Annotated in this window: 14 protein-coding genes; 7 read left to right on the plus strand and 7 right to left on the minus strand. The window is 55.2% G+C overall.

Annotated features, from left to right (window positions below):
- Window positions 1–74 precede the first annotated feature (74 nt).
- From HY913_23535 to HY913_23550, 4 genes are all read right to left on the minus strand, one after another.
- Window positions 75–2,471, minus strand: a complete 2,397-nt coding sequence (locus HY913_23535; GenBank protein MBI4966271.1) for a xanthine dehydrogenase family protein — start codon at window positions 2,469–2,471, stop codon at window positions 75–77.
- 44 nt (window positions 2,472–2,515) lie between these two features.
- Window positions 2,516–2,992 (minus strand): (2Fe-2S)-binding protein, encoded by a 477-nt coding sequence (locus HY913_23540; protein ID MBI4966272.1) that lies wholly within the window; start codon window positions 2,990–2,992, stop codon window positions 2,516–2,518.
- A 14-nt stretch (window positions 2,993–3,006) separates the two neighbouring features.
- The gene (locus tag HY913_23545) at window positions 3,007–3,927 is read right to left on the minus strand and encodes an FAD binding domain-containing protein (protein MBI4966273.1); all 921 of its coding nucleotides are present in this window, start codon (window positions 3,925–3,927) and stop codon (window positions 3,007–3,009) included.
- 190 nt (window positions 3,928–4,117) lie between these two features.
- Entirely contained in the window at window positions 4,118–4,906 is a 789-nt protein-coding gene (locus HY913_23550) for a FadR family transcriptional regulator (protein ID MBI4966274.1), read from the minus strand.
- A gap of 229 nt (window positions 4,907–5,135) precedes the next feature.
- On the opposite strand from HY913_23550, the gene HY913_23555 reads away from it, so the two are divergent.
- From HY913_23555 to HY913_23580, 6 genes are all read left to right on the plus strand, one after another.
- Entirely contained in the window at window positions 5,136–5,996 is an 861-nt protein-coding gene (locus HY913_23555; GenBank protein MBI4966275.1) for an enoyl-CoA hydratase/isomerase family protein, read from the plus strand.
- Window positions 5,997–6,176: 180 nt separating this feature from the next.
- Window positions 6,177–7,769, plus strand: coding sequence for an FAD-dependent oxidoreductase (locus tag HY913_23560; GenBank protein MBI4966276.1), 1,593 nt, complete (start codon window positions 6,177–6,179; stop codon window positions 7,767–7,769).
- A gap of 946 nt (window positions 7,770–8,715) precedes the next feature.
- Complete coding sequence (locus tag HY913_23565; protein MBI4966277.1) at window positions 8,716–8,940, plus strand: hypothetical protein; 225 nt, start codon at window positions 8,716–8,718, stop codon at window positions 8,938–8,940.
- A gap of 193 nt (window positions 8,941–9,133) precedes the next feature.
- Complete coding sequence (locus HY913_23570) at window positions 9,134–10,660, plus strand: efflux RND transporter periplasmic adaptor subunit (protein ID MBI4966278.1); 1,527 nt, start codon at window positions 9,134–9,136, stop codon at window positions 10,658–10,660.
- A gap of 10 nt (window positions 10,661–10,670) precedes the next feature.
- Complete coding sequence (locus HY913_23575; GenBank protein MBI4966279.1) at window positions 10,671–13,871, plus strand: CusA/CzcA family heavy metal efflux RND transporter; 3,201 nt, start codon at window positions 10,671–10,673, stop codon at window positions 13,869–13,871.
- Window positions 13,872–14,138: 267 nt separating this feature from the next.
- On the plus strand, window positions 14,139–14,354 hold the full coding sequence (locus HY913_23580; protein MBI4966280.1) for a hypothetical protein: 216 nt from the start codon (window positions 14,139–14,141) through the stop codon (window positions 14,352–14,354).
- Window positions 14,355–14,533: 179 nt separating this feature from the next.
- Here the strand turns inward: HY913_23580 and HY913_23585 are convergent, their stop codons facing one another.
- The 3 genes from HY913_23585 to HY913_23595 form a co-directional block, all read right to left on the minus strand.
- A complete protein-coding gene (locus HY913_23585) occupies window positions 14,534–15,667 on the minus strand; it encodes a PLP-dependent transferase (GenBank protein MBI4966281.1) in 1,134 nt (377 codons plus the stop codon).
- Window positions 15,668–15,966: 299 nt separating this feature from the next.
- The gene (locus tag HY913_23590; GenBank protein MBI4966282.1) at window positions 15,967–17,307 is read right to left on the minus strand and encodes an SCP2 sterol-binding domain-containing protein; all 1,341 of its coding nucleotides are present in this window, start codon (window positions 17,305–17,307) and stop codon (window positions 15,967–15,969) included.
- Between the two features lie 121 nt (window positions 17,308–17,428).
- Complete coding sequence (locus HY913_23595; protein MBI4966283.1) at window positions 17,429–18,022, minus strand: TetR family transcriptional regulator C-terminal domain-containing protein; 594 nt, start codon at window positions 18,020–18,022, stop codon at window positions 17,429–17,431.
- Between the two features lie 519 nt (window positions 18,023–18,541).
- Between HY913_23595 and HY913_23600 the strand changes: the two genes are divergently transcribed.
- Window positions 18,542–18,859, plus strand: coding sequence for an antibiotic biosynthesis monooxygenase (locus tag HY913_23600; GenBank protein ID MBI4966284.1), 318 nt, complete (start codon window positions 18,542–18,544; stop codon window positions 18,857–18,859).
- The last annotated feature ends 323 nt before the right edge of the window (window positions 18,860–19,182 follow it).

Consider the following 19,182-nt stretch of genomic DNA (forward strand, 5'->3'; position numbering starts at 1 on the left):
CCAGGGTTCACCCCCCACTTGTTACGTTGTCTCCTCTCTCTGCAAGGACGCCACATGGTCGTCGAGAGATAGGTTTAGTTTTTCGGTGGTCCACCGGCCTCTTTGATAGCCAGAAAGACCTTTTCGGGATCGGCCGGCAATGACCGCACTCTTCCTCCACACGCGTTGCTGATGGCATTCAAAATTGCCGGCGTTGCGGGTATGTTGGGCATTTCTCCAATACCTTTAGCCCCATAGGGACCCAACTCGTTGGCCATCTCCAGAATTACCGGTTGGATGTCAGGAACGTCCAGGGCAGTCGGTATGAGATAGTCTTGCAGGTTGGTGTTTTGTATGACGCCATCCTGCACGACCACCTCCTCCATGAGAGCGTATCCCAAGCCCATGGCCACACCACCTTCAATCTGGCCTTCCAGGGCGCGAGGGTTGATGGCCTTGCCCACGTCAAACGCTGCCACGTAATACTCGATCTCCACCTCCCCGGTTTCGACATCAACCACCACCTGGGCCATGTGGGTGGAATAGGTGTAAACGAAATAAGGATTGCCCTGACCGGTCTCGGGATCCAGGCTCGGGGCAGGTGGGGCCCACCAGCCCTGGCCGATAAGCCTCCTGCCCGTAGCCATGCATCGGGTAGCCACTTGCTTGAATTCAACGGATGTACCGGGATTATCGCGGTCGTACACCTTGCGGTCCCTGAACTCGAGCCTCTCGGAAGGGATGTTAAGCATCTCGGAGGCTGCCTCGACCAGCGATGCTTTCACCTGGCGCGCGGCCATTATGATGGCATTGCCCATGAGGGTGGTAGAACGGCTGCCCACGGTGGGCCCTGATTCGGGCACCAAGTCTGTATCGGGCTGGACGAGGCGAACATCCTCCGGGCGTACTCCCAGCTCTTCTGCACAGATTTGAGGCAGCACGGTGAAAGACCCTTGCCCCATTTCGGTGATGCCGGTGTACAGAAGCACCGATCCGTCTTCGTGCAGGTGCACGTTAGCCCCGCAAGCGTCTCCCATCGTGCCTACGCTTGTGCGGTACCACCCCATGCCGATGCCCACTCCACGACGTTTGGTCCGCTCCTCGTCAATGTAGCCCGTCTCTTTGAAGCGTCGATCCCATTCGAACGCGTCAGCGCAAGCATCGAGAGTCTCCTTCAGCCCAACGCTTTGATCCAAAACCTGACCGGTAGCCGTGTCCGAACCTAGCTCGAAGGCGTTCTTTTGCCGAATCTCCATGGGACTGACGCCCAGGTCCAGTGCCAGTTCGTCCATAATTTGCTCATGCGCGATGTGCACCTGGGGGGCCCCAAAGCCACGCATGGCCCCTCCGTAAGGATGATTGGTATAGCAGAGGTAAGCGTCCACCTTTACGTTGGGGATCACATAGGGCCCGGGCATCATGACCATTGCATGCACATGAGAACCACCGGCAGGAGGAATTCTCGGCCCCAGGGAAGCGTAAGCTCCCTGCTCGTCATAAATCACCCCCTCGAACGCGACCAGGGCGCCGTCTTTTTTGGCTCCGATCTTGACTTCCATGATCATGGGATGGCGTTTGGCCGTCTGGAGAGTTACCTCCTCTCGCTCCAGGGCCATGACCACCGGCTGCCCTGTGTGGTAGGCCAGCAGCGCTGCACGGCAGCCCAAGTCGATCGGCGAGTCCTCCTTGCCTCCGAAGCCTCCGCCCATGTGAATTTGGCGGCACCGGACCATATTTATGGGCAAACCCAACACAGGAGCTACGTTACGACGGACCGTAAACGGTGCCTGCATGGGGCCTTCCACCAGCATTGTCCCGTTGGGCTGAGGCACGGCCATTACCATGTCAGGTTCCATATAGGCATGTTCCAGGAAGGGGACCTGATAGGTCCGCTCCAAGATTACGTCAGCTTCTGCAAAACCTTTTTCCACATCTCCTTTGCGGAGCTTGTCGTAGGAGAGCAGGTTGCCCTTGTCGTGGACTTTGGGAGCGTCGTCCTTTAAAGCATCGCGCGGGTCGAACACAGCGGGCAAGGCCTCGTATTGCACCTGTATGAGGGCAAGAGCCTCCTGGGCTATCCTTTCGGTTTCAGCCGCCACCAGGGCCACGCCGTCGCCCACAAAGCGCACCTTGTCGCCGCAGATCACCGGCTGGTCGGGGATGATGGCTCCGAAGCCATTGCGTCCCGGCACGTCCTTGGCTGTGAGCACAGCCACCACTCCCTCAAGTTTCTCGGCTTCCGTGGTGTCAATGGATCTGATTAGAGCATGAGGATAGGGACTGCGCAAGATCTTCCCATGCAGGAAACCCTCTTGCAGGTAATCGGCCCCAAACTTGAGCTTGCCGGTCACCTTGAGAGGGTCATCCGTCCTGGTCACCGACTGCCCGGCCACTGCCAATTCGGCTTCCCTGAACCTGATCAACGGCAAGAAATCGGTCCTCTCTTTGGTTAGGACCTTAACCTTTTTCTTCTCATCGCTATTCTTAGACATGGCACCTTCCTTGTGCGGAAAGGCTTACCCTTGCAAAGCAGGGTCTAGGACCGGCCGTTGGAGGCCACATTCTTGACTGCCTGGACGATCTTGCGGTAACCGGTGCAGCGGCAAAGGACGCCGGATAGGGCTTTCCTGATTTCCTTATCGTCCGGGTTCGGATTTCTGCTCAAAAGGGCCTTCGCGTTCATGATCATCCCGGGCGTGCAGAAACCGCATTGCGCCGCACCCACGTCCATAAACGCCTCCTGGAGGGGATCCAACGATCCGTCGGCATTCTGCAATCCTTCTATAGTGGTAACCTCTCGGCCTTGCACCTTGAGCGCAGGGATCAAGCAGGAATTGTAAGCTTCTCCATCGACCAGTACCGTGCAAGCGCCGCATTCTCCTTGGCGACACCCCGCCTTGGTTCCGGTCAGACCGAAATTCTCTCTGAGGAGGTCAACCAGCAGGGTGCCGGGGCTAACCGCCACCTCGACGGTCCGTCCGTTCAATTTGAATGAAAACTGGATACCGCTCATTACCAAATCTCCTATTACAGAGTGCAGCCCGCCTGCTCCAGAGCCTTTCGCAAGCCTCTCTTCACGAGAACTTTTACCATTTCCTGCCGGTACTCGCTCGAACCTCTCAGGAGGCTGCCTCGGGGGGAGCAGTGGACACAAGTGTTTTCAGAAGCTTCTTGCAGGGTTTGGAGAGTGGCCGGCTTGCCCTTAATCAAGTCTTCAATGTGCTTGTCACGAAACGGTACCGGAGCCACCGGACCCAAAGCGATAGCTGATTCGGTTATGGCCTGCTTAGCCGGGTCTGTCGTCACCACCACCGCACATACCAGCATTGGCAGGGCCAGGGCTTTTCGCTTGCTCAGGCGCTGGAAGCTGCATCCTTGGTTGGGCCCCAGCGGCTTGAATTCGATTCGAGTCAGGATTTCGCGACTGGGATCCACCGCGGTCTTTCCCAAATCCAAGAAGAACTCCTGGAGCTTTACCACTCGGTCTCCGTTGGTAGAGGCGATAGTCACTCGAGCGTCCAAGGCCAATAAAGGGATGCTGGAATCAGCAGCGGGCCGGCCGCTGACTAGATTTCCGGCCACGGTGGCTATCCCGCGGATTTGGGGGGAGCCCACGGCGGCGCACGCGGAAGCCAAAAGTCCCGCTTTTTCCTTTATGAGAGGGGAAGCCGCGACCTGGGCGTGGGTAGCCAGAGCGCCAATAATTATATCGTCTCCTTGGAGGTCAATTCCGCCCATCCCCGGAATCCTGCTGATGTCAACCAGGGCATCCACCTCGTAGTCGCGTTTGCGAAGCTCCACTATGACATCCGTGCCTCCAGCTATTGTCCTGGCCCGACCTTTGCGCTCTCCCAGCATCCGGAGGGCCTCAGATAGGGTCTCCGGGACCAGGTATTCTTTCAGGGGAATGTCCCTGCGCCAATGCAAATCCTTAAAGGCTTGCGCCATCTTCTGACCTCCTCCCGAGATCTGTGAGGAAACCCATTGCACGGGGCTATCGGTGCATCCAACAATTTCTGTTTGATAGTTTACTTTAGGAATCTGAGGCCGCGTCCGGCGAAGAGTTGATACCTCCGCCACGCTCGCTTGCCAAAAAACATTCGGCCACGCCCGCCGGTGAACGATTTCTCATTCGAGGCTATGGGATCTCTTCAATGTTGAGATGATTTGCGGCACTCGCAGTAGCGCCCACAGCACTTAGCTTTCTCATTTTCAGGTCCTCGTCCCTCTGCCTTTGGAGTTCTCCCAGAGAGCGCTCAACCTGACACACGTGATCGTACATCTCCGCCGCCGCGCGTTCAGGGTCGCGAGCCCGAATTGCCTCGAAAATGCGGTCGTGGGCCCTGAATACTTCTTCGCTGGAACTCAGCCCCGGCCTGAGATGTCGCTTGCTGTCCTCCAGCACACTATTGACGAAATCCTGAATGAGTATGAAGACAGGGTTTCCGCTTGCCCTGGCAATTATGCGGTGAAAAGCTATCTCATGCGCATATATAGGGGCGCCACTCGTGATGGCTTGCAAACAGGCCTGATGTGTAGCCGCCAGATCATCCAAATCCTTCTCGCTCAAATGTTCGGCTGCCAGCCGGGCCAAATGAGGCTCAAAGATCTTCCGGACCTCTGACAGGTCCTGTACGGAAACGTTCTTGAAATAGAGAAAATTGGAGATGGACTCCCTGGTGATCTTCATGTCCACTTCCAGCACCACCGCCCCGCCGACCGCGCCCTTGCGCACTTCGAGAAAACCCATCGCCTCCAAGGCCCGGATGGCTTCCCGAAGGGAATGCTTGCTCACCCCGAAATTGCTCACCAACTCTTTCTCAGGTGGCAGTCTGTCACCCGGATTGAGCGTTCCACTGAGTATAGCTTCTCGGATCTGAGAGATGATGTTCAAGGAGACCTTGTTTTGTCGGACCTCGTGAAACAAGGCAAGAGTCCTCTATTGGAGCTTCAAAGGGATAGGATTTCCTTTGACCTCTATGCCATACGCTGGGTACGCTGTCAAGAAAAACAGTCAAATATTTGGCTTATTCCTAATAGCTGGCTTATTGTGGTAGTAAGTAACAGCGAACGTCACGAGAAGGCTTAGTTTGCCCAAGACACCATCAACATGACCAAACTTGAGGACCGCGATAAATGAAAAATGGAGCCAAGCAATGGATTTGAAGCATACCCGATACGAGGTAAACAGAGGCGTTGCCACGGTAACACTTTACCGCCCTGAGCAGATGAACGCGTTCACGCCGGATATGGCCGGGGACCTGCTGGAGATTTTCGTCAACGCGGATCAAGACGACTCGGTCCGAGCCGTCGTTGTCACCGGAGCGGGCCAGGCTTTTTGTGCAGGAGCAGACCTGTCGCACGGCTCTTCCACCTTCGACTTCTCCGAGAACGAAGGCAAGAAGGTCTCGATAAGCGAACACCGAGATCGAGGAGGCAAAGTCGCCCTGGCAATTTTCAACTGCCGTAAGCCGGTTATCGCAGCAATAAACGGCCATGCCGTGGGAATAGGGATTACGATGACCCTGCCTATGGATATCCGAATTGTTGCAGCGGATGCCAAAATCGGCTTCGTTTTTGCGCGCCGCGGGGTAGTGCCGGAAGCCTGCTCGTCTTGGTTTCTGCCTCGCATTGTGGGTGTTTCCAGGGCTGCGGAAATCTTACTCACCGGACGAATCTTTCCAGCCGAAGAAAACGCGGCCCCTGGATTGTTCAATTACGTGCTTCCGCGTGAGGCCGTATTGCCCAAGGCGTTGGAAATTGCAAGCGAAATTGCGGAACGCACGTCAGCGGTTTCGGTTGCCCTCAGCAAGGCTCTTCTCTGGCACGGTCTCGCGGAAAAGGACCCGCAGTCCACGCATCTTGTTGACTCCAAGTGTATGTATTGGTGCGGTCGAGAGAAAGACGCGGCCGAAGGGGTCCGGAGCTTCCTGGACAAGCGACCTCCGAAGTTCACGATGAGTCCCACAAACGATATGCCTGACTTTTATCCGTGGTGGAAAGAGCCCAAGGTATAGTCTTGTACGGATCGGGTTTGATTCCAATGTCCTCTTGTATTAATAGCGTCGAGCAATTGGTTCATGTTCGGCCCCAGGCACATATCCTTCCCTACGAATGCCACGCTTGCGGACCGGCTGGCCTTACTCGGGAGATATCGGGCGCTCCTGAATTCATGAGACGCAACTGACGAGGTTGACTTGGAACACTTCTCGTATGACGTTTTGGTGCTTGGTAGTGGGGCCGCGGGCCTCAGGGCGGCTATAGCGGCGCGTGAGGCAGGGCTTGGAGTCTGCGTGGTTTCAAAGGGAAGCCCCGGCAAATCCACTTGCACCGGTGTCAGTGCCGGGGTAATGGCGGGCTCTGTGGATGCAGGCGCAACTCATGCGCACCTTGAGCGCACCCTCCAGTCCGGCCGCGGGATAAACCAACGAGAACTTGCTGAGGTACTGGTTTCAGAGGCCCCTCTGCGGTTGGATGAATTGCGCAGGTGGGGTATCTCCGGTGAATTTCGGAACGGGTACCTTTTTTCCGGGGGACGCGCGCCGGTGCAAGGGGAGGCGCTCGTCCATTGTCTTCTCAAAAAGGCTCAGGAATTGGGTGCCCAGTTCATGGGCAATCTTTTGGCCACCGATCTGGTCATGGAAGGCGGATCTGCCGGAATAACCGCATATTCGCAGGCATCGGGGACATGGATTGCCATCACGGCCAAAGCAGCGGTCTTGGCCACCGGCGGAGCGGCCGCGCTGTATCTGCGAAATGACAATCCGAAGCGCATGCTGGGCGAAGGATATCGACTAGCTCTTGGAGCAGGTGCGGTACTTCAGGACCTGGAATTTGTGCAGTTCTACCCGTTGTGTCTGGCCGAAGCGGGATTGGCACCACTGGTAATTCCTCCGAGACTTGCCGACTGCGGGCGACTGATGAACGAGCTAGGCGAAGACCTTCTCGAAAAGCATGGCATTCAAGAGCGCCCTGCAGGGGAACGGGCGCGGGATCGCCTGTCCCAGGGACTCTTCACGGAGATGTATCGAAACGGCCACGAGGCCTTGCTCGACCTGAGTAACCTGACCGACGAGCAGTGGCGTATTGACCCTTTCTCCGCGTCCATGAGCCACTTGCTGGGAGAGAATTGTGGAGCGATGTCCCGCCCGGTGAGGGTTGCCCCTGCTGCTCATCACACTATGGGAGGAGTCAGTATCAACCGCGCCGGGGAAACATCGGTTCAGGGTCTGTTTGCTGCAGGGGAAGTCACAGGTGGGCTCCACGGCGCGAACCGGATGGGTGGAAATGCTTTGAGCGAAACCCTTGTTTTCGGGGCAAGGGCCGGAAGCTCCGCGGCTGATTGGGCCAAACACGGAAGCGACAAGCATTGGCGATCGATTTTGACGCGTTTGACCGACCGCCGTGAGAGCAAGGAAACCGCCAAACCCACTGTGGCCGAACTTCGAAAAAGGCTCAGAGAGATCATGTGGCAGGATGGCGGAATCATACGCAACCGAGAGGGGCTCATTCGAGCATCAGAAGCTGTGCAAGAAATACGCGAAGAGGTCGGGGAAGCTGCCGCTGGGCAAGAGGGCTCAGACCTGGCCAGTACCCTCGAATTGAGTTCCGCTACAAGAGTGGCCGGTCTCATCCTCGATGGGGCGCTGAGAAGGCAAGAGAGTCGTGGCGCACACTGTCGCGAAGATTTCCCTGAACAAGACGACGATAAGTGGCGGGGACATCTTCAGGTCCATATCAACGCCAACGGAGAGGATGTCTGGAAATTTGAGCCAAACTTGCCTTCATGATAGCAAACACGGCGGGAACAGAGCCCCGCGACTCCCCGTATTGGGTAGCGGCCGGCGTCCCTGCCGGCCCTCGATAATCCCGCCTGTTTGATCGTGAATTGGAATGAACGCTGTAGAGGAACAGCACGGAGAACAATGTGTTTGAAAAGGGGCTCGAAATCCGCAAGGCCGTCCTGCCGTGGCTTGACAAACACGCCATATCAGCCTATAACGAGCAGTAGGCACAGAAATTGGGCCGCAGTTTGGCGGACATTCGGAAAGCGAACAAAGCCTTGAGAAAAAGACCGATGCATGCGTGTGTGCTGCTCCTCTGTTACGGCCTGATGCTGTGGGTCGCGGCATTTCACACCCATGAATGCCGTCATGAGAAGGACCAGGCGCAGACCGGGACAACAGAGGCTTTGCAACCCAACATTCCGGCTCAATTGGTGTCTCTCGCGAAAGCCTATCTGTGCAGCGGTTCGAGTCCGTCAGAAGCCTTTAGTGAGCATTGCTGTATTGATTCGGGGCTCAGAGACTGCGATCAGACACAGTTCGTGCCCAGGAGCCGCCGGGCAATAGAAAAAAGCTCTTTGGATGGCTTGCCTCTGGGGCTCTTGGTGGGCGGCGAGCCGGAATCGGGTTTTGGGCTTGATTTAGGCCCCTGGAAACCCCGCCCCTTTTCCTTCCTTTCTCCCCTTGCGTCCATTCGTTCTGTCCGTCTTTTGATCTGACCAAATCTTTTTCTTAGCAACCCAAGTTCCGAAAAGACTTTTTGTGGCTGTGGCGTGAAACGTCACGGGCTTTGCCAAGCTCTAACCTGATCGATGTAACCCGCGGCAAGACGGGTCGTCGATTTGCGTCGCGCAGCATCGGGTTATTGGGGCTACTTGGGTAACTCGATCGGACCGGCCAAAAATCGGTGGGGCAGGCAGGGAGCTTGTCCACCTCTGGAGGAGGCATCGAAATGGGAAGACTCATTGCTACACTGGCGATAGCCCTGACTGTTGCGGTGTGGTTCGACTCGGCCCTGGCCGCGGGGAATCACAGGTTTGAACTCGACCGCAAGGCAAAACAGGTGCAGACCTGGCAAGAAGCCCAGGATAAGCGTTTCAAGGCCCTTGAAGCAGAATCGACTAAGTTTCTGAAAAAGATAGAATCGGAAAATCAACTTAGAGAGCCTGTCCGGTGAAGTGTCAGTCGATGAGCGGCGGCGATGCCGTTGCCGCTTGAAAACGACCTTTCGCCCTCTAGCATCTTCTCGTGAAAGGGCAAGGCCTACCGTGCCCTGAGGAGGCAAGGGAAATGCTCCATTCAGGCCTCCACATCATTGAGGATTTAACGACACCAGCGGTCCTCTGAAAGGTACCACTGGGGAGTACAACATGAATAGGAAAGAACTGATCGGTATCCTGGCAGTAGTTTTCGCAGGTCTGCTGATGGCGGTCGCACTGAGTTTCTCTGCAAAGAAAGCCTCCAGGAGCGGCCACGATCACGGTGATGGTCATGATCACGGCGCACACGGCAGCGAACATGCGGGCCACGCACACGAAGGTCCGAACGGCGGCAAAATACTCAAAGAGGGAAATCTTCAGCTCGAAGTATTGGTCCACGAGAAAGGGACCGCTCCGCACTTTCGGGTCTTTTGTACGAACGACCAGAAGCGGCTCGATCCCAAGGAGGTGAAAGTCTCCATCGAGTTGAGACGCCTCGGTGACAGGGTGAGCGTTTTTGAGCTTGTGCCGGACAAGGACTTCCTCTTTAGCCGGGAAGAGGTGGAGGAACCGCATTCTTTCGAAGTTAAGGTCTTTGCGGAACGAGCGGGCGAGAAGTTCGAATGGGAATACTGGAAAATAGAGGACCGGCTGGAACTGACCCCTCAACTGGCCACCAAGGTGGGACTTGAAACAGACACCGCCGGCCCCGGGAAAATTAGATCAGTTAAGGAAATGCCGGGAGAGATCGTCTTCAATGCGGACCGGATAACTCACATCGTGCCCCGCGTGCCGGGCGTAGTCCACCAGGTGCTCAAGAACTTGGGCGACACGGTTCACCCGGGCGAGGTCATAGCAGTCATTGACAGTCGAGAACTGGGCGAGGCCAAGAGCAAGTATCTCGTGGCATTGGAGCGACAAAAACTGGCCCGCTACAACTTTGAAAGGGCGCAGCGCCTTTGGGACAAGGAGACTATCCCGGAAAAGGAATTCCTGACTGCGCAAAAAAACTATCTAGAAGAGAAAATCGAACAGAATGCGGCAGCGCGCAAGCTCATGACAATGGGCCTGTCCGACAGTGAAGTTGAATCGCTATCGTCAAGCTCTCTGAAAGACCTAACGCACTTCACCCTCCGAGCACCGTTAGAGGGCGTTGTCGTGAGAAAGCATCTGTCACCGGGCGAGTGGGTAAAAGAAGACGCGGAGATATACATGATCGCTGATCTCTCGACAGTGTGGGTTGAAATAACCGTATATGCAAAGGATTTGGACACAGTTCGGTTAGGGCAGCGCGCAACGGTCAAGTACGATTCCTCCGGACTCGAAGCCTCCGGCACTGTCTCCTACCTCGGCCCTGTCGTAGGTGAAGAGACGCGTACCGCCAAGGGCCGGGTTGTGGTCCCCAATCCGGACCAGAAATGGCGTCCCGGTATGTTCGTGAAGGTCGCAGTGGAGAGCGAAGAGGTCTCGGCACCCGTAGTGGTCCTTACCGATGCAATTCAGAGCCACCGAAACCTGTCCGGCGTCTTCGTCAAATATGAAGATGAGTATGAGTTTCGTCCTTTGGTACTCGGGCGGAGCGACAATCGATTCACCGAGGTGATCAAAGGGTTGTCGCCTGGAGAGGCCTACGTGTCCCGCAACGGTTTCATCCTGAAGGCCGAGCTGGGCAAAGCCGGCATGTCCCATCAGCACTAGGAGTCGTGGAATGATAGGCCGAATCCTTGAGTTTTCCATCGAGCACCGGTGGATTATGGTCGGTATAACCCTCATCATGGCCGGAGTAGGCATCTATAATTTGGGACGAATCAATATTGATGCCGTGCCCGATATAACCAACGTTCAGGTCCAGGTGACGGCTCAGGCATCCGGCCTTTCACCCCTTGAAGTTGAACAGCGGATCACGTTTCCTGTGGAAACCGGGCTCGCGGGGCTTCCAGGGCTCGTAAAGACGAGATCGCTCTCGCAGTATGGCATTGCCCTGGTCACCGCAATATTTGAAGACAACATCGACATTTATTTCGCCAGGCGACTGGTAAGCGAGAGGATACAGGAAATTAAGGGAAAGCTTCCGGCCGGAATAGAGCCCATGATGGGTCCAATTTCAACCGGTCTGGGAGAAATCTTTATGTGGACCGTCGAGGCGCTGCCCGGCGCGACAAAACCCGACGGCACGGCCTATACCTTGACCGACTTGCGAACGATTCAGGATTGGATCATCAGGCCGCAACTGCGCAACACGCCCGGGGTAACCGAGATAAACACCATCGGCGGATTCGACAAGCAATTCCATGTTACACCGGACCCGTACAAGCTCATTTCATTAGAGCTGACATTCAAAGACGTGCTCACCGCGCTTGAAGCCAACAACGCCAATGTCGGAGCAGGGTACGTGGAACGGAGCAGCGGCCAGTATCTCGTACGGGCACCCGGCCAGGTCGCTGGCGTTGAGGACATCGCGAACATCATTGTCAAAAGCTTCCATGGAACTCCGGTATTCATAAAAGACATTGCAAAGGTCCATTTGGGCAAGGAACTCCGGACGGGCGCTGCAACCAAGGATGGGGAAGAAACGGTCCTCGGCACGGTTTTCATGCTCATAGGGGAAAACAGCCGGATCGTGTCGGAAAGGGCAGCAAAAAAACTGGAGGAAATAAATAGGTCCTTGCCGAAAGGGGTGGTTGCCAAACCAGTCTATAACCGTACTGCGTTGGTGGACAAGACCATTGACACGGTGCGAAAGAGCCTCACTGAAGGGGCCGTGCTCGTAATCATCGTTTTGCTGCTTTTCTTGGGAAATATCAGAGCTGCCTTTGTAACTGCTTTAGTTATACCTCTGTCCATGTTGTTTACGGCAACAGGAATGGCTACGAGCAAGCTGAGCGCGAATCTGATGAGTCTGGGCGCCATCGACTTCGGGATTATCGTGGACGGTGCCGTGGTAATCGTCGAGAACTGCGCGCGCAAAGTCGCCGAGGCCCAGGCGGTCCTTGGGCGGCCGCCCGATCGCAGTGAACGAGTAGGGATTATCTGGGAGGCGTCGCAGGAAGTCAGAAAGCCCATGCTCTTTGGCGAGCTAATCATCATGATAGTGTACTTGCCGATTCTGACTCTGACAGGCGTTGAAGGGAAAATGTTCACGCCTATGGCATTGACCGTGCTCTTGGCTTTGACGGGCGCCACTATCCTATCTTTCACTTTCGTGCCCGCTGCGGTCACCCTTTTTCTGTCCTCAGGTATGTCCCATAAGGACAATCGTGTGACCGGTTGGGCCAAGGAACTTTATACACCGATTCTGGGGATGGCTCTTCGCTATCGCTATTTTGTGGTTGTAACGGCTGTGGTGCTTGTGGCCGTGAGTTTCCTCGCTGCCACACGCATGGGCCGAGAATTCGTGCCGACTCTCGACGAAGGCGATATCGCGGTTCATACGCTGAGAGTTCCCGACACCAGTTTGTCGCAGGCCATTGAGTCCCAATCTCTGGTGGAAAAGACCATACTGGCTGCTTTTCCTCAGGTGGAGACCATTTTTGGCCGCCTGGGCACATCCGAGGTGGCTACCGAACCTCATCCGCCGAGCATCGGAGACAAAACAATGATGCTCAAGCCGCGAAACGACTGGCCTGATCCTTCGTTGGACAAAGACGATCTTGTCAAGCAAATCGAGGCTGAGGCGAACAAGCTGCCGGGTGCGAACTTCGAATTTAGCCAGCCGATTCGGATGCGTTTCAACCATTTGCTGGCGGGGGTCCTCAGCGACGTCGCGGTCAAAGTCTTTGGAGATGACATGGATGTCATGCTCGACAAGGCTGAGGAGGTTGCCGCCCGTGTGAAGAAGATACCGGGAGCGAGCCACGTAAAGGTCGAACAGGTGGTGGGGCTTCCGATTCTTACCGTCAAGATCAAGCGTGACGAAATGGTCAGATATGGACTTAACATGTCCGACGTACAGGAAGTGGTTGAAATCGCGGTGGGCGGAAAATCCGCAGGACAGGTTTTTGAAGGTGACCGCAGATTTGATATAGTCGTCCGCCTTCAAGAGGACCTGCGCACCGATCTGGAGGCCATGAAGCGGCTCCCGGTGCCCATGCCGAAACAGGAATTGGCGGGCAAAGGGCTGGTTTCTACGGCCGGAATGACCGAAGATCGAAAGCAACGCTCCTTTGTAACGCTGGGGTCCATCGCCGATCTCGTCGTGGTGAACGGGCCCAACCAAATAAGCAGGGAAGACGGCAAACGTCGAGTCGTGGTAACCACCAATGTGCGAGACCGTGACCTGGGATCGTTCGTCGAAGAAGCGCAGGGTGTAATAAGAAATTCCATCAATCTCCCCGCGGGATACTGGATCACCTGGGGAGGCGAGTTTGAGCAACTTATTTCTGCGGCAAAGAGGCTCCAGATTGTCGTGCCTCTGGCGCTCTTTTTGATTTTGGCTCTGTTGTTCGTTGCGTTTGGCTCCTTAAAGTACTCCTTGCTGGTGTTCACCGGCGTACCGCTTGCTCTTACAGGAGGAGTTGCTGCGCTCTGGATCAGGGACATCCCCATTTCCATATCAGCCGCGGTGGGATTCATAGCCCTGTCGGGAGTGGCGGTGCTAAATGGTCTGGTCATGGTCACGTTCATCAACAAATTGCGGGACGAAGGCAAGTCCGTGTATGACGCAATCACGCAGGGTGCGCTAACGAGGCTCCGCCCGGTGCTGATGACCGCTCTTGTCGCGTCGCTGGGATTTGTCCCCATGGCGATTGCTACGGGAACAGGCGCAGAAGTCCAGAAGCCGCTCGCTACGGTCGTGATCGGAGGTTTAATTTCCAGCACGGTTTTGACTTTGCTGGTTTTGCCCGCGCTTTATGCCCTGCTTGAAAACGGGTCCAACGGCAGGGAGGAGCAGCCGACAAATAGTTTGTGAGAGAAATACCAATCTGCAATCAGACGCAGAATACTTCAATGAAGGATCACGGACCTACTTGCGCAGGTCCGTGGCACCCAAAGCCGTGGAACATCGACGTTGTTGGGTGCCACTGACCTGGGAACCAGGTCAGTGCCGATTGTGTCTTGAACTGATCTTCGCCGTTTGAAAGCGATTTGATATGGACTCTATTCGATGGCTTTGAACCAATTCAAATGCCGAAAAGCGGTTTGGACACTAAAAAACAAGCTATTCAAGGAGGAAATCATGAGGAAACTTTTTGTATTGGTCGCGTTTCTATCAATTGCACTTCTTGCCGTTTCGTGGGCTGTGGCGCATCAAGCGTCCTCTGATCCGAAGGCCGCAAAAGAGCCCAAGGTATATTGCTGTCATGGAAAAGGCGACTGCGACAAAATACATACGAAAGCCGAGTGCGAGAAAGAGGGAGGAAAGGTCGTCAACCACTGCAAAGAATGCAAGTAAGTCAGATCTCCAGTTAATACCGATTCGCCGTAAAGAATACAACATTGCCGACAATTGTCATTGCGAGGGCGTCAAGCCCGAAGCAATCTCTCACTACTGAGATTGCTTCGTCGTTTCACTCCTCGCAACGACAGATCACATCACATATGTTACGAAAATAATATCGAACTGGTATAAGCCTATCCAGCGGTCAGTGCCTGGTCCAAATCGGCTATAATATCGTCAGGATGTTCGATCCCAACGGACAGCCTCATGAGACTGTCCTTAATCCCGATGCGTTGCCTCTCCGCGGCGGAGATTTTGACGTGAGAGGTGACTGCGGGGCAGCAAATGGTGGTTTCAACGCCGCCGAGGCTCAATGCAGGTTTGATAATGCGCAGCCGCCTCAAGAAAGCCGACGGGTCGCCCTGTCCATCACGGACCTCGAAGGAAAGCATTCCGCCGTACGCCTTCATCTGCGCTTTGGCAAGATCATGCCCCGGGAGATCGGGCAGGCCGGGGTAGAATACCCGCGCTACGGCCGGATGCCCTTGTAAAGCCAGCGCAATTCGCAGAGCATTCTCGGACTGCCGCTCGACCCTCAAAGCCAGGGTCTTTAAACTCCGTTCGAGCAGATAACATGCCATCGCGTCAAGGCTACCGCCCAGGTGCCGTGCCAGTGCACGCACCCGCGTCGCCCGTTCTGCGCTCGTCACCGAAACGCCGCAGCATAGATCACTATGCCCGCCCAGATACTTTGTGCCGCTGTGGACCACGATGTCTATTCCGAGTTCGAGAGGATTCTGGTTCACCGGAGTAGCGAAGGTGTTGTCCATGACGGTGATGATGCCGCGCTCTCTCGCGAACCGCCCCACTTTTCGGATGTCGATGATGCCAAGGAGCGGATTGGTCGGCGATTCGATGACGATGACCTTGGTGCGTTCGGTTGCCGCGCTGCAAATGGATTCCGCGTCGGTGGTCGCGAAAGTGTAGGAAATGTCCAGCCTGTCAAACTCGTCCGTTGCGAACGCGTGGGTCCCTCCGTACAGCTCGTCCATCATGACAACATGATCGCCCGAGCCTGCGAACGCGAGAATCGAAGTGCTAATGGCAGCCATACCCGAACTGAAAAGGACCCCGTTTTCCGCACCTTCCAATGCGCACACCTTTTCCACCACAGCATCCAGGTTGGGGGTGTTGAAATACCGCGGATAGGGGCAATCCTCTCTATCCAAGTACTCGTACGCCGAGGACGTGAAGATCGGAGTATTGATTCCGCGGGTCACGCCATCGCGAAAGCCCCCGCTGTGCACACACTGGGTCTCTTTTTTCATGAATGAGGCCTTTCTCTCTGAATTGAGCCACTGTCCTGCCGTTTCGGAAATCCACGTCACCTCATAGAGGCAAAACCGCTGTCACGTTGCTGACAAAGCCCGTTGAGGCCGGGGTCTGAGCGTACCTCTCTGCACGCTCTCCGGTCAAGCACGATCTCGCATGTGAATTGAGGGTGGCTTTTCCCGACGATCTTCGTGCAACCCCGGGGCGATGGCATCATCACATAGGCTTGCTCCTTGGGGGGTCGGCAGGCCTATCGGTTCGCCCAAAGGGCTCAGGTTTTCAAACCGTGGCTTCATTAGGAAGGAAAGCATTTCGCGAAGGCCTTCATTAGCTTGGGCGATCCTTTTATCCGGATCTTTCGGGAAATCAGCGCCCAGGGCAACCCGGTCTCCTTTGCCAAAAACTTGATCCAGGTCCGACTGTCCGCAGTGACGTGGAGGTCTGCCGTTCCCAAGAGGCCATCCTGGACCGTCACAGTCTGGTCCCGAATTGTTACAGTGCCGTTGCAGCTCTCAGCGCCGGTAAATGAAAAATGATAGGTGGCGTTGAGCCCCTTAGCCTGGCCCCGCTGAAACGCAATCGGAAGACTCTTCAGGAACATTGCGGCAGAATTGGGGCGTATGCCGTTTGAAACACGCTTGATCGTCTTGTGCGGAAAATGCTCTCTCACGTAAGCCTCCGCATCAGACCCCGAGACTACATAGACGGTTTCCACCTTCTTACGCTTTTGGGTTACCGACTCATCAATGTATCCCTTTCGATCTTCCAAATACTCCCCTATGACTTCTTCCCCCGCAGGGCAGACCCCCATGCATCTGTCGCATCTGGTCTGGCCACCCATGGAAAGATTCTGCCACATGGAGACGGTCTCGGAAGCGCTCACCTTCTTGCGATAGTCTTTGACACTGCGGCTGGCCACTATTCTTTCAACCCAGTCTACAAAGCCACCGATCCGCTCTCTGTAATTATGCGTGTAGCACGACGGAAAATTGAAGTGTCCCTCGGCGCCAATAGCGCCTACAGGACAGACTGACACACACAACTTGCATTCTATGCAGGGATTGAGATCCAATGGCGTATTGTACGACGTGAGTTCAGCGTCGGTAAGCACCGTCCCCAAAACCACGCTGGAGCCGAACTTAGGGTGCAACAACAGTCGGTTCCAACCCATCCGGCCGAGGCCGGCCTCCACCGCGTTAATCTTATCCACCGTAAGCCACGGCCTTTCCGGCCAGCGATCCATCTCCATTGGGAATCCTACGGGAACGTTGAGCGCCCTGAACCCAAGCTTCTGCAAGTGGAGCGCAGTAGTGCGGGCCTTCTCGTTTGCGGTCTTCCAGGCTTGTTGGAACTCCAAATTGGTTATGGAATGAGCGGGGGTCCGCAGATGCTCTCGGTTGAGACGGTAGATAGCGCATACCAGCGTCTTGGTCCCCGGTAACGCGTCGAGAAGGTCTTCCCTCTGATCCGCGATCGCGGGGCGGTCGATATCCACGAATCCGGCATCATCAGCCCCGGCCTCCATACACAGATTTCTGAGCTTTTGGGGCTCAAGTTTCAGTGAGCCGTCACTCGCTTCTCTCGTTTGTCCCTTTTCTCGGTACCATTTCACGGTGGGATGATCGTCAAGTTTCATTTGTTTCTCCTGAGTTTCGGCCCCGTGCTTGGAGTTTCGAGCAACCGGCAGTGTGCCGGTGCCACGGGAAAGCTCTCGTAAGCTTCGGGTACCTGAATGAACGGCATGATGGGTCACCGAACTACTGAACACGTGAACCAAGCAACAGGCCGAAAATCATCTTGTCGAAGACTACCAGGGGGTTGATGCTCTTTTCGGTTTTCATCCTAGTCAGAGCGCCTTCCCAACTATTCAAAATGAAATTGGCAGCCTCCTTCGGGTCAATGCCGCTCGGAAGTTCATTACGATCCCGAGCAGCTTGAAGGGAGGCGCCCAGCTTGGCTTCCATTGCATCAAGTGCTTGCTTCAACTTCTCCCGAAAGGTATTGCTCAGGTCCGCAAGCTCCTGAGCCAGGTTGCCGATGGGACATCCGCGAGCGCAGCCCTCATGGCGGAAGTACTCCATCATCTCGTCGAAGAAACTCTTTAGCCGCTGAACATGAGGCAAAGACTCATTACCGAGATGCATATCCATTCTGTCGCCTATGAACTCCGAGAAGTGGTCCACAATTGCCATCCCGAATTCCTCTTTGCTCTGGAAATAGAAGTAGAACGAGCCCTTCGGCACTTCACATGCCCGGAGAATCTCCTGGACCCCTGTATGATTAAACCCTTTTTCATGAACCAGTCTTGCGCCCGCTTCGATAAGGCGTGTTCTGGTGTTGTCTTTCCCCATTTATCCGTCCTTTCCGCAATAACCGGCAGCATCACAATAGACCGGTCTATTAGTAGAGTCAAGTCCTTTTTGCCGAGCAGAATGAGGTTTCACCGCGGAGAACGCAGAGAGCGCTGAGGTCGCGACAAAGAATTTGGGGGGTTTTTCTGGCAAAGCCTCTCGAGTATTCGGGAATGTTACAAGTGCTCGCAAAGCTGTCTGGCATGGAGTCGACATCGGGGTTGCTTACACCACACCATTGTCGCCGCAGCGGCAATGGTGCAAAATAATGAGAGTTTTTGGGGAGGGGTCCGGGGAGGCCCTTTTTGCAAAAAGGGCCTCCCCGGAAACTCTTCCCGGAAAGTCGCAGCTCTTGAAACCATTTCTTACCAAACGCCTGCAAATTCCGTTTCACACTTCCTCTCGCGACGTGGTAGATTGGAATCATTAATTTTGATCACTGCATCCGCGAACATTTGTCAAAAACCGTGAGAAGCCGGCGGCATTCCCCTTGGAAGGGCGGGGAGAAGGGAGGAGACCGTGGCAATCAAAGTGTTGACCGAAAGAAAGTTCAAAGAAGGCACCGCAGAAGCGGCTCACCAATTGATTAAGGAACTCAGGGCAGTGGGCACGCTTCGTCGGGGTTTCGTCTCAGGACAAACACTCATTTCTGCCGAGGATCCCCACAGATTCCTGGTCATCAGCACCTGGACAGATGCAAACGGATGGGAGGCGTGGCGGGCCAGCGAAAAGAGAAACCAAATTGCAGTGAAAATTGGGGAACTGCTCGAAGAGCCGGAACGTGTCGAAGTCTATTACGTGGAGCGCAAAGAGGTCGAAGGCGCTGACATGGCGTAGAAATCTTCGGACCTTCCTGACTGGGTTGAAATGACATGTGTTTACGGGCAGAGCCCCGAAGGTAAGGGTTCCCTTGCGAACCCTGGCAACGAGCATCGTAGGCCTTTTGCCATACCGGTCCGTTCGAAGCAGATCTAAGCTAACAATGCATTGTGTAATAAGCATCCTCATCTCGCGGCTCACCTTCATCCAGCTCCTTTTCTACCATCATGGCCGTTTACAACCTTGTGGGATTATCTCTGGACTAATTTGACAGGGTCACGCCGTTTGGATCTCTCCTGAGCCTCTTTTCATCAGGTTCTACGAACATTTTGCCAACGACC

Origin of the sequence: Desulfomonile tiedjei, from assembly GCA_016212925.1 — a bacterium.
Taxonomy (GTDB): Bacteria; Desulfobacterota; Desulfomonilia; order Desulfomonilales; family Desulfomonilaceae; genus JACRDF01.

What these genes read in the sequence shown, in the direction of transcription:
- HY913_23555 (MBI4966275.1), top strand. Translation starts at nt 5,136, where the DNA reads ATGGATTTGAAGCATACCCGATACGAGGTAAACAGAGGCGTTGCCACG.
- HY913_23540 (MBI4966272.1), bottom strand. Translation starts at nt 2,992, where the DNA reads ATGAGCGGTATCCAGTTTTCATTCAAATTGAACGGACGGACCGTCGAG.
- HY913_23595 (MBI4966283.1), bottom strand. Translation starts at nt 18,022, where the DNA reads ATGGGGAAAGACAACACCAGAACACGCCTTATCGAAGCGGGCGCAAGA.
- HY913_23570 (MBI4966278.1), top strand. Translation starts at nt 9,134, where the DNA reads ATGAATAGGAAAGAACTGATCGGTATCCTGGCAGTAGTTTTCGCAGGT.
- HY913_23585 (MBI4966281.1), bottom strand. Translation starts at nt 15,667, where the DNA reads ATGAAAAAAGAGACCCAGTGTGTGCACAGCGGGGGCTTTCGCGATGGC.
- HY913_23545 (MBI4966273.1), bottom strand. Translation starts at nt 3,927, where the DNA reads ATGGCGCAAGCCTTTAAGGATTTGCATTGGCGCAGGGACATTCCCCTG.
- HY913_23565 (MBI4966277.1), top strand. Translation starts at nt 8,716, where the DNA reads ATGGGAAGACTCATTGCTACACTGGCGATAGCCCTGACTGTTGCGGTG.
- HY913_23580 (MBI4966280.1), top strand. Translation starts at nt 14,139, where the DNA reads ATGAGGAAACTTTTTGTATTGGTCGCGTTTCTATCAATTGCACTTCTT.
- HY913_23535 (MBI4966271.1), bottom strand. Translation starts at nt 2,471, where the DNA reads ATGTCTAAGAATAGCGATGAGAAGAAAAAGGTTAAGGTCCTAACCAAA.
- HY913_23575 (MBI4966279.1), top strand. Translation starts at nt 10,671, where the DNA reads ATGATAGGCCGAATCCTTGAGTTTTCCATCGAGCACCGGTGGATTATG.
- HY913_23590 (MBI4966282.1), bottom strand. Translation starts at nt 17,307, where the DNA reads ATGAAACTTGACGATCATCCCACCGTGAAATGGTACCGAGAAAAGGGA.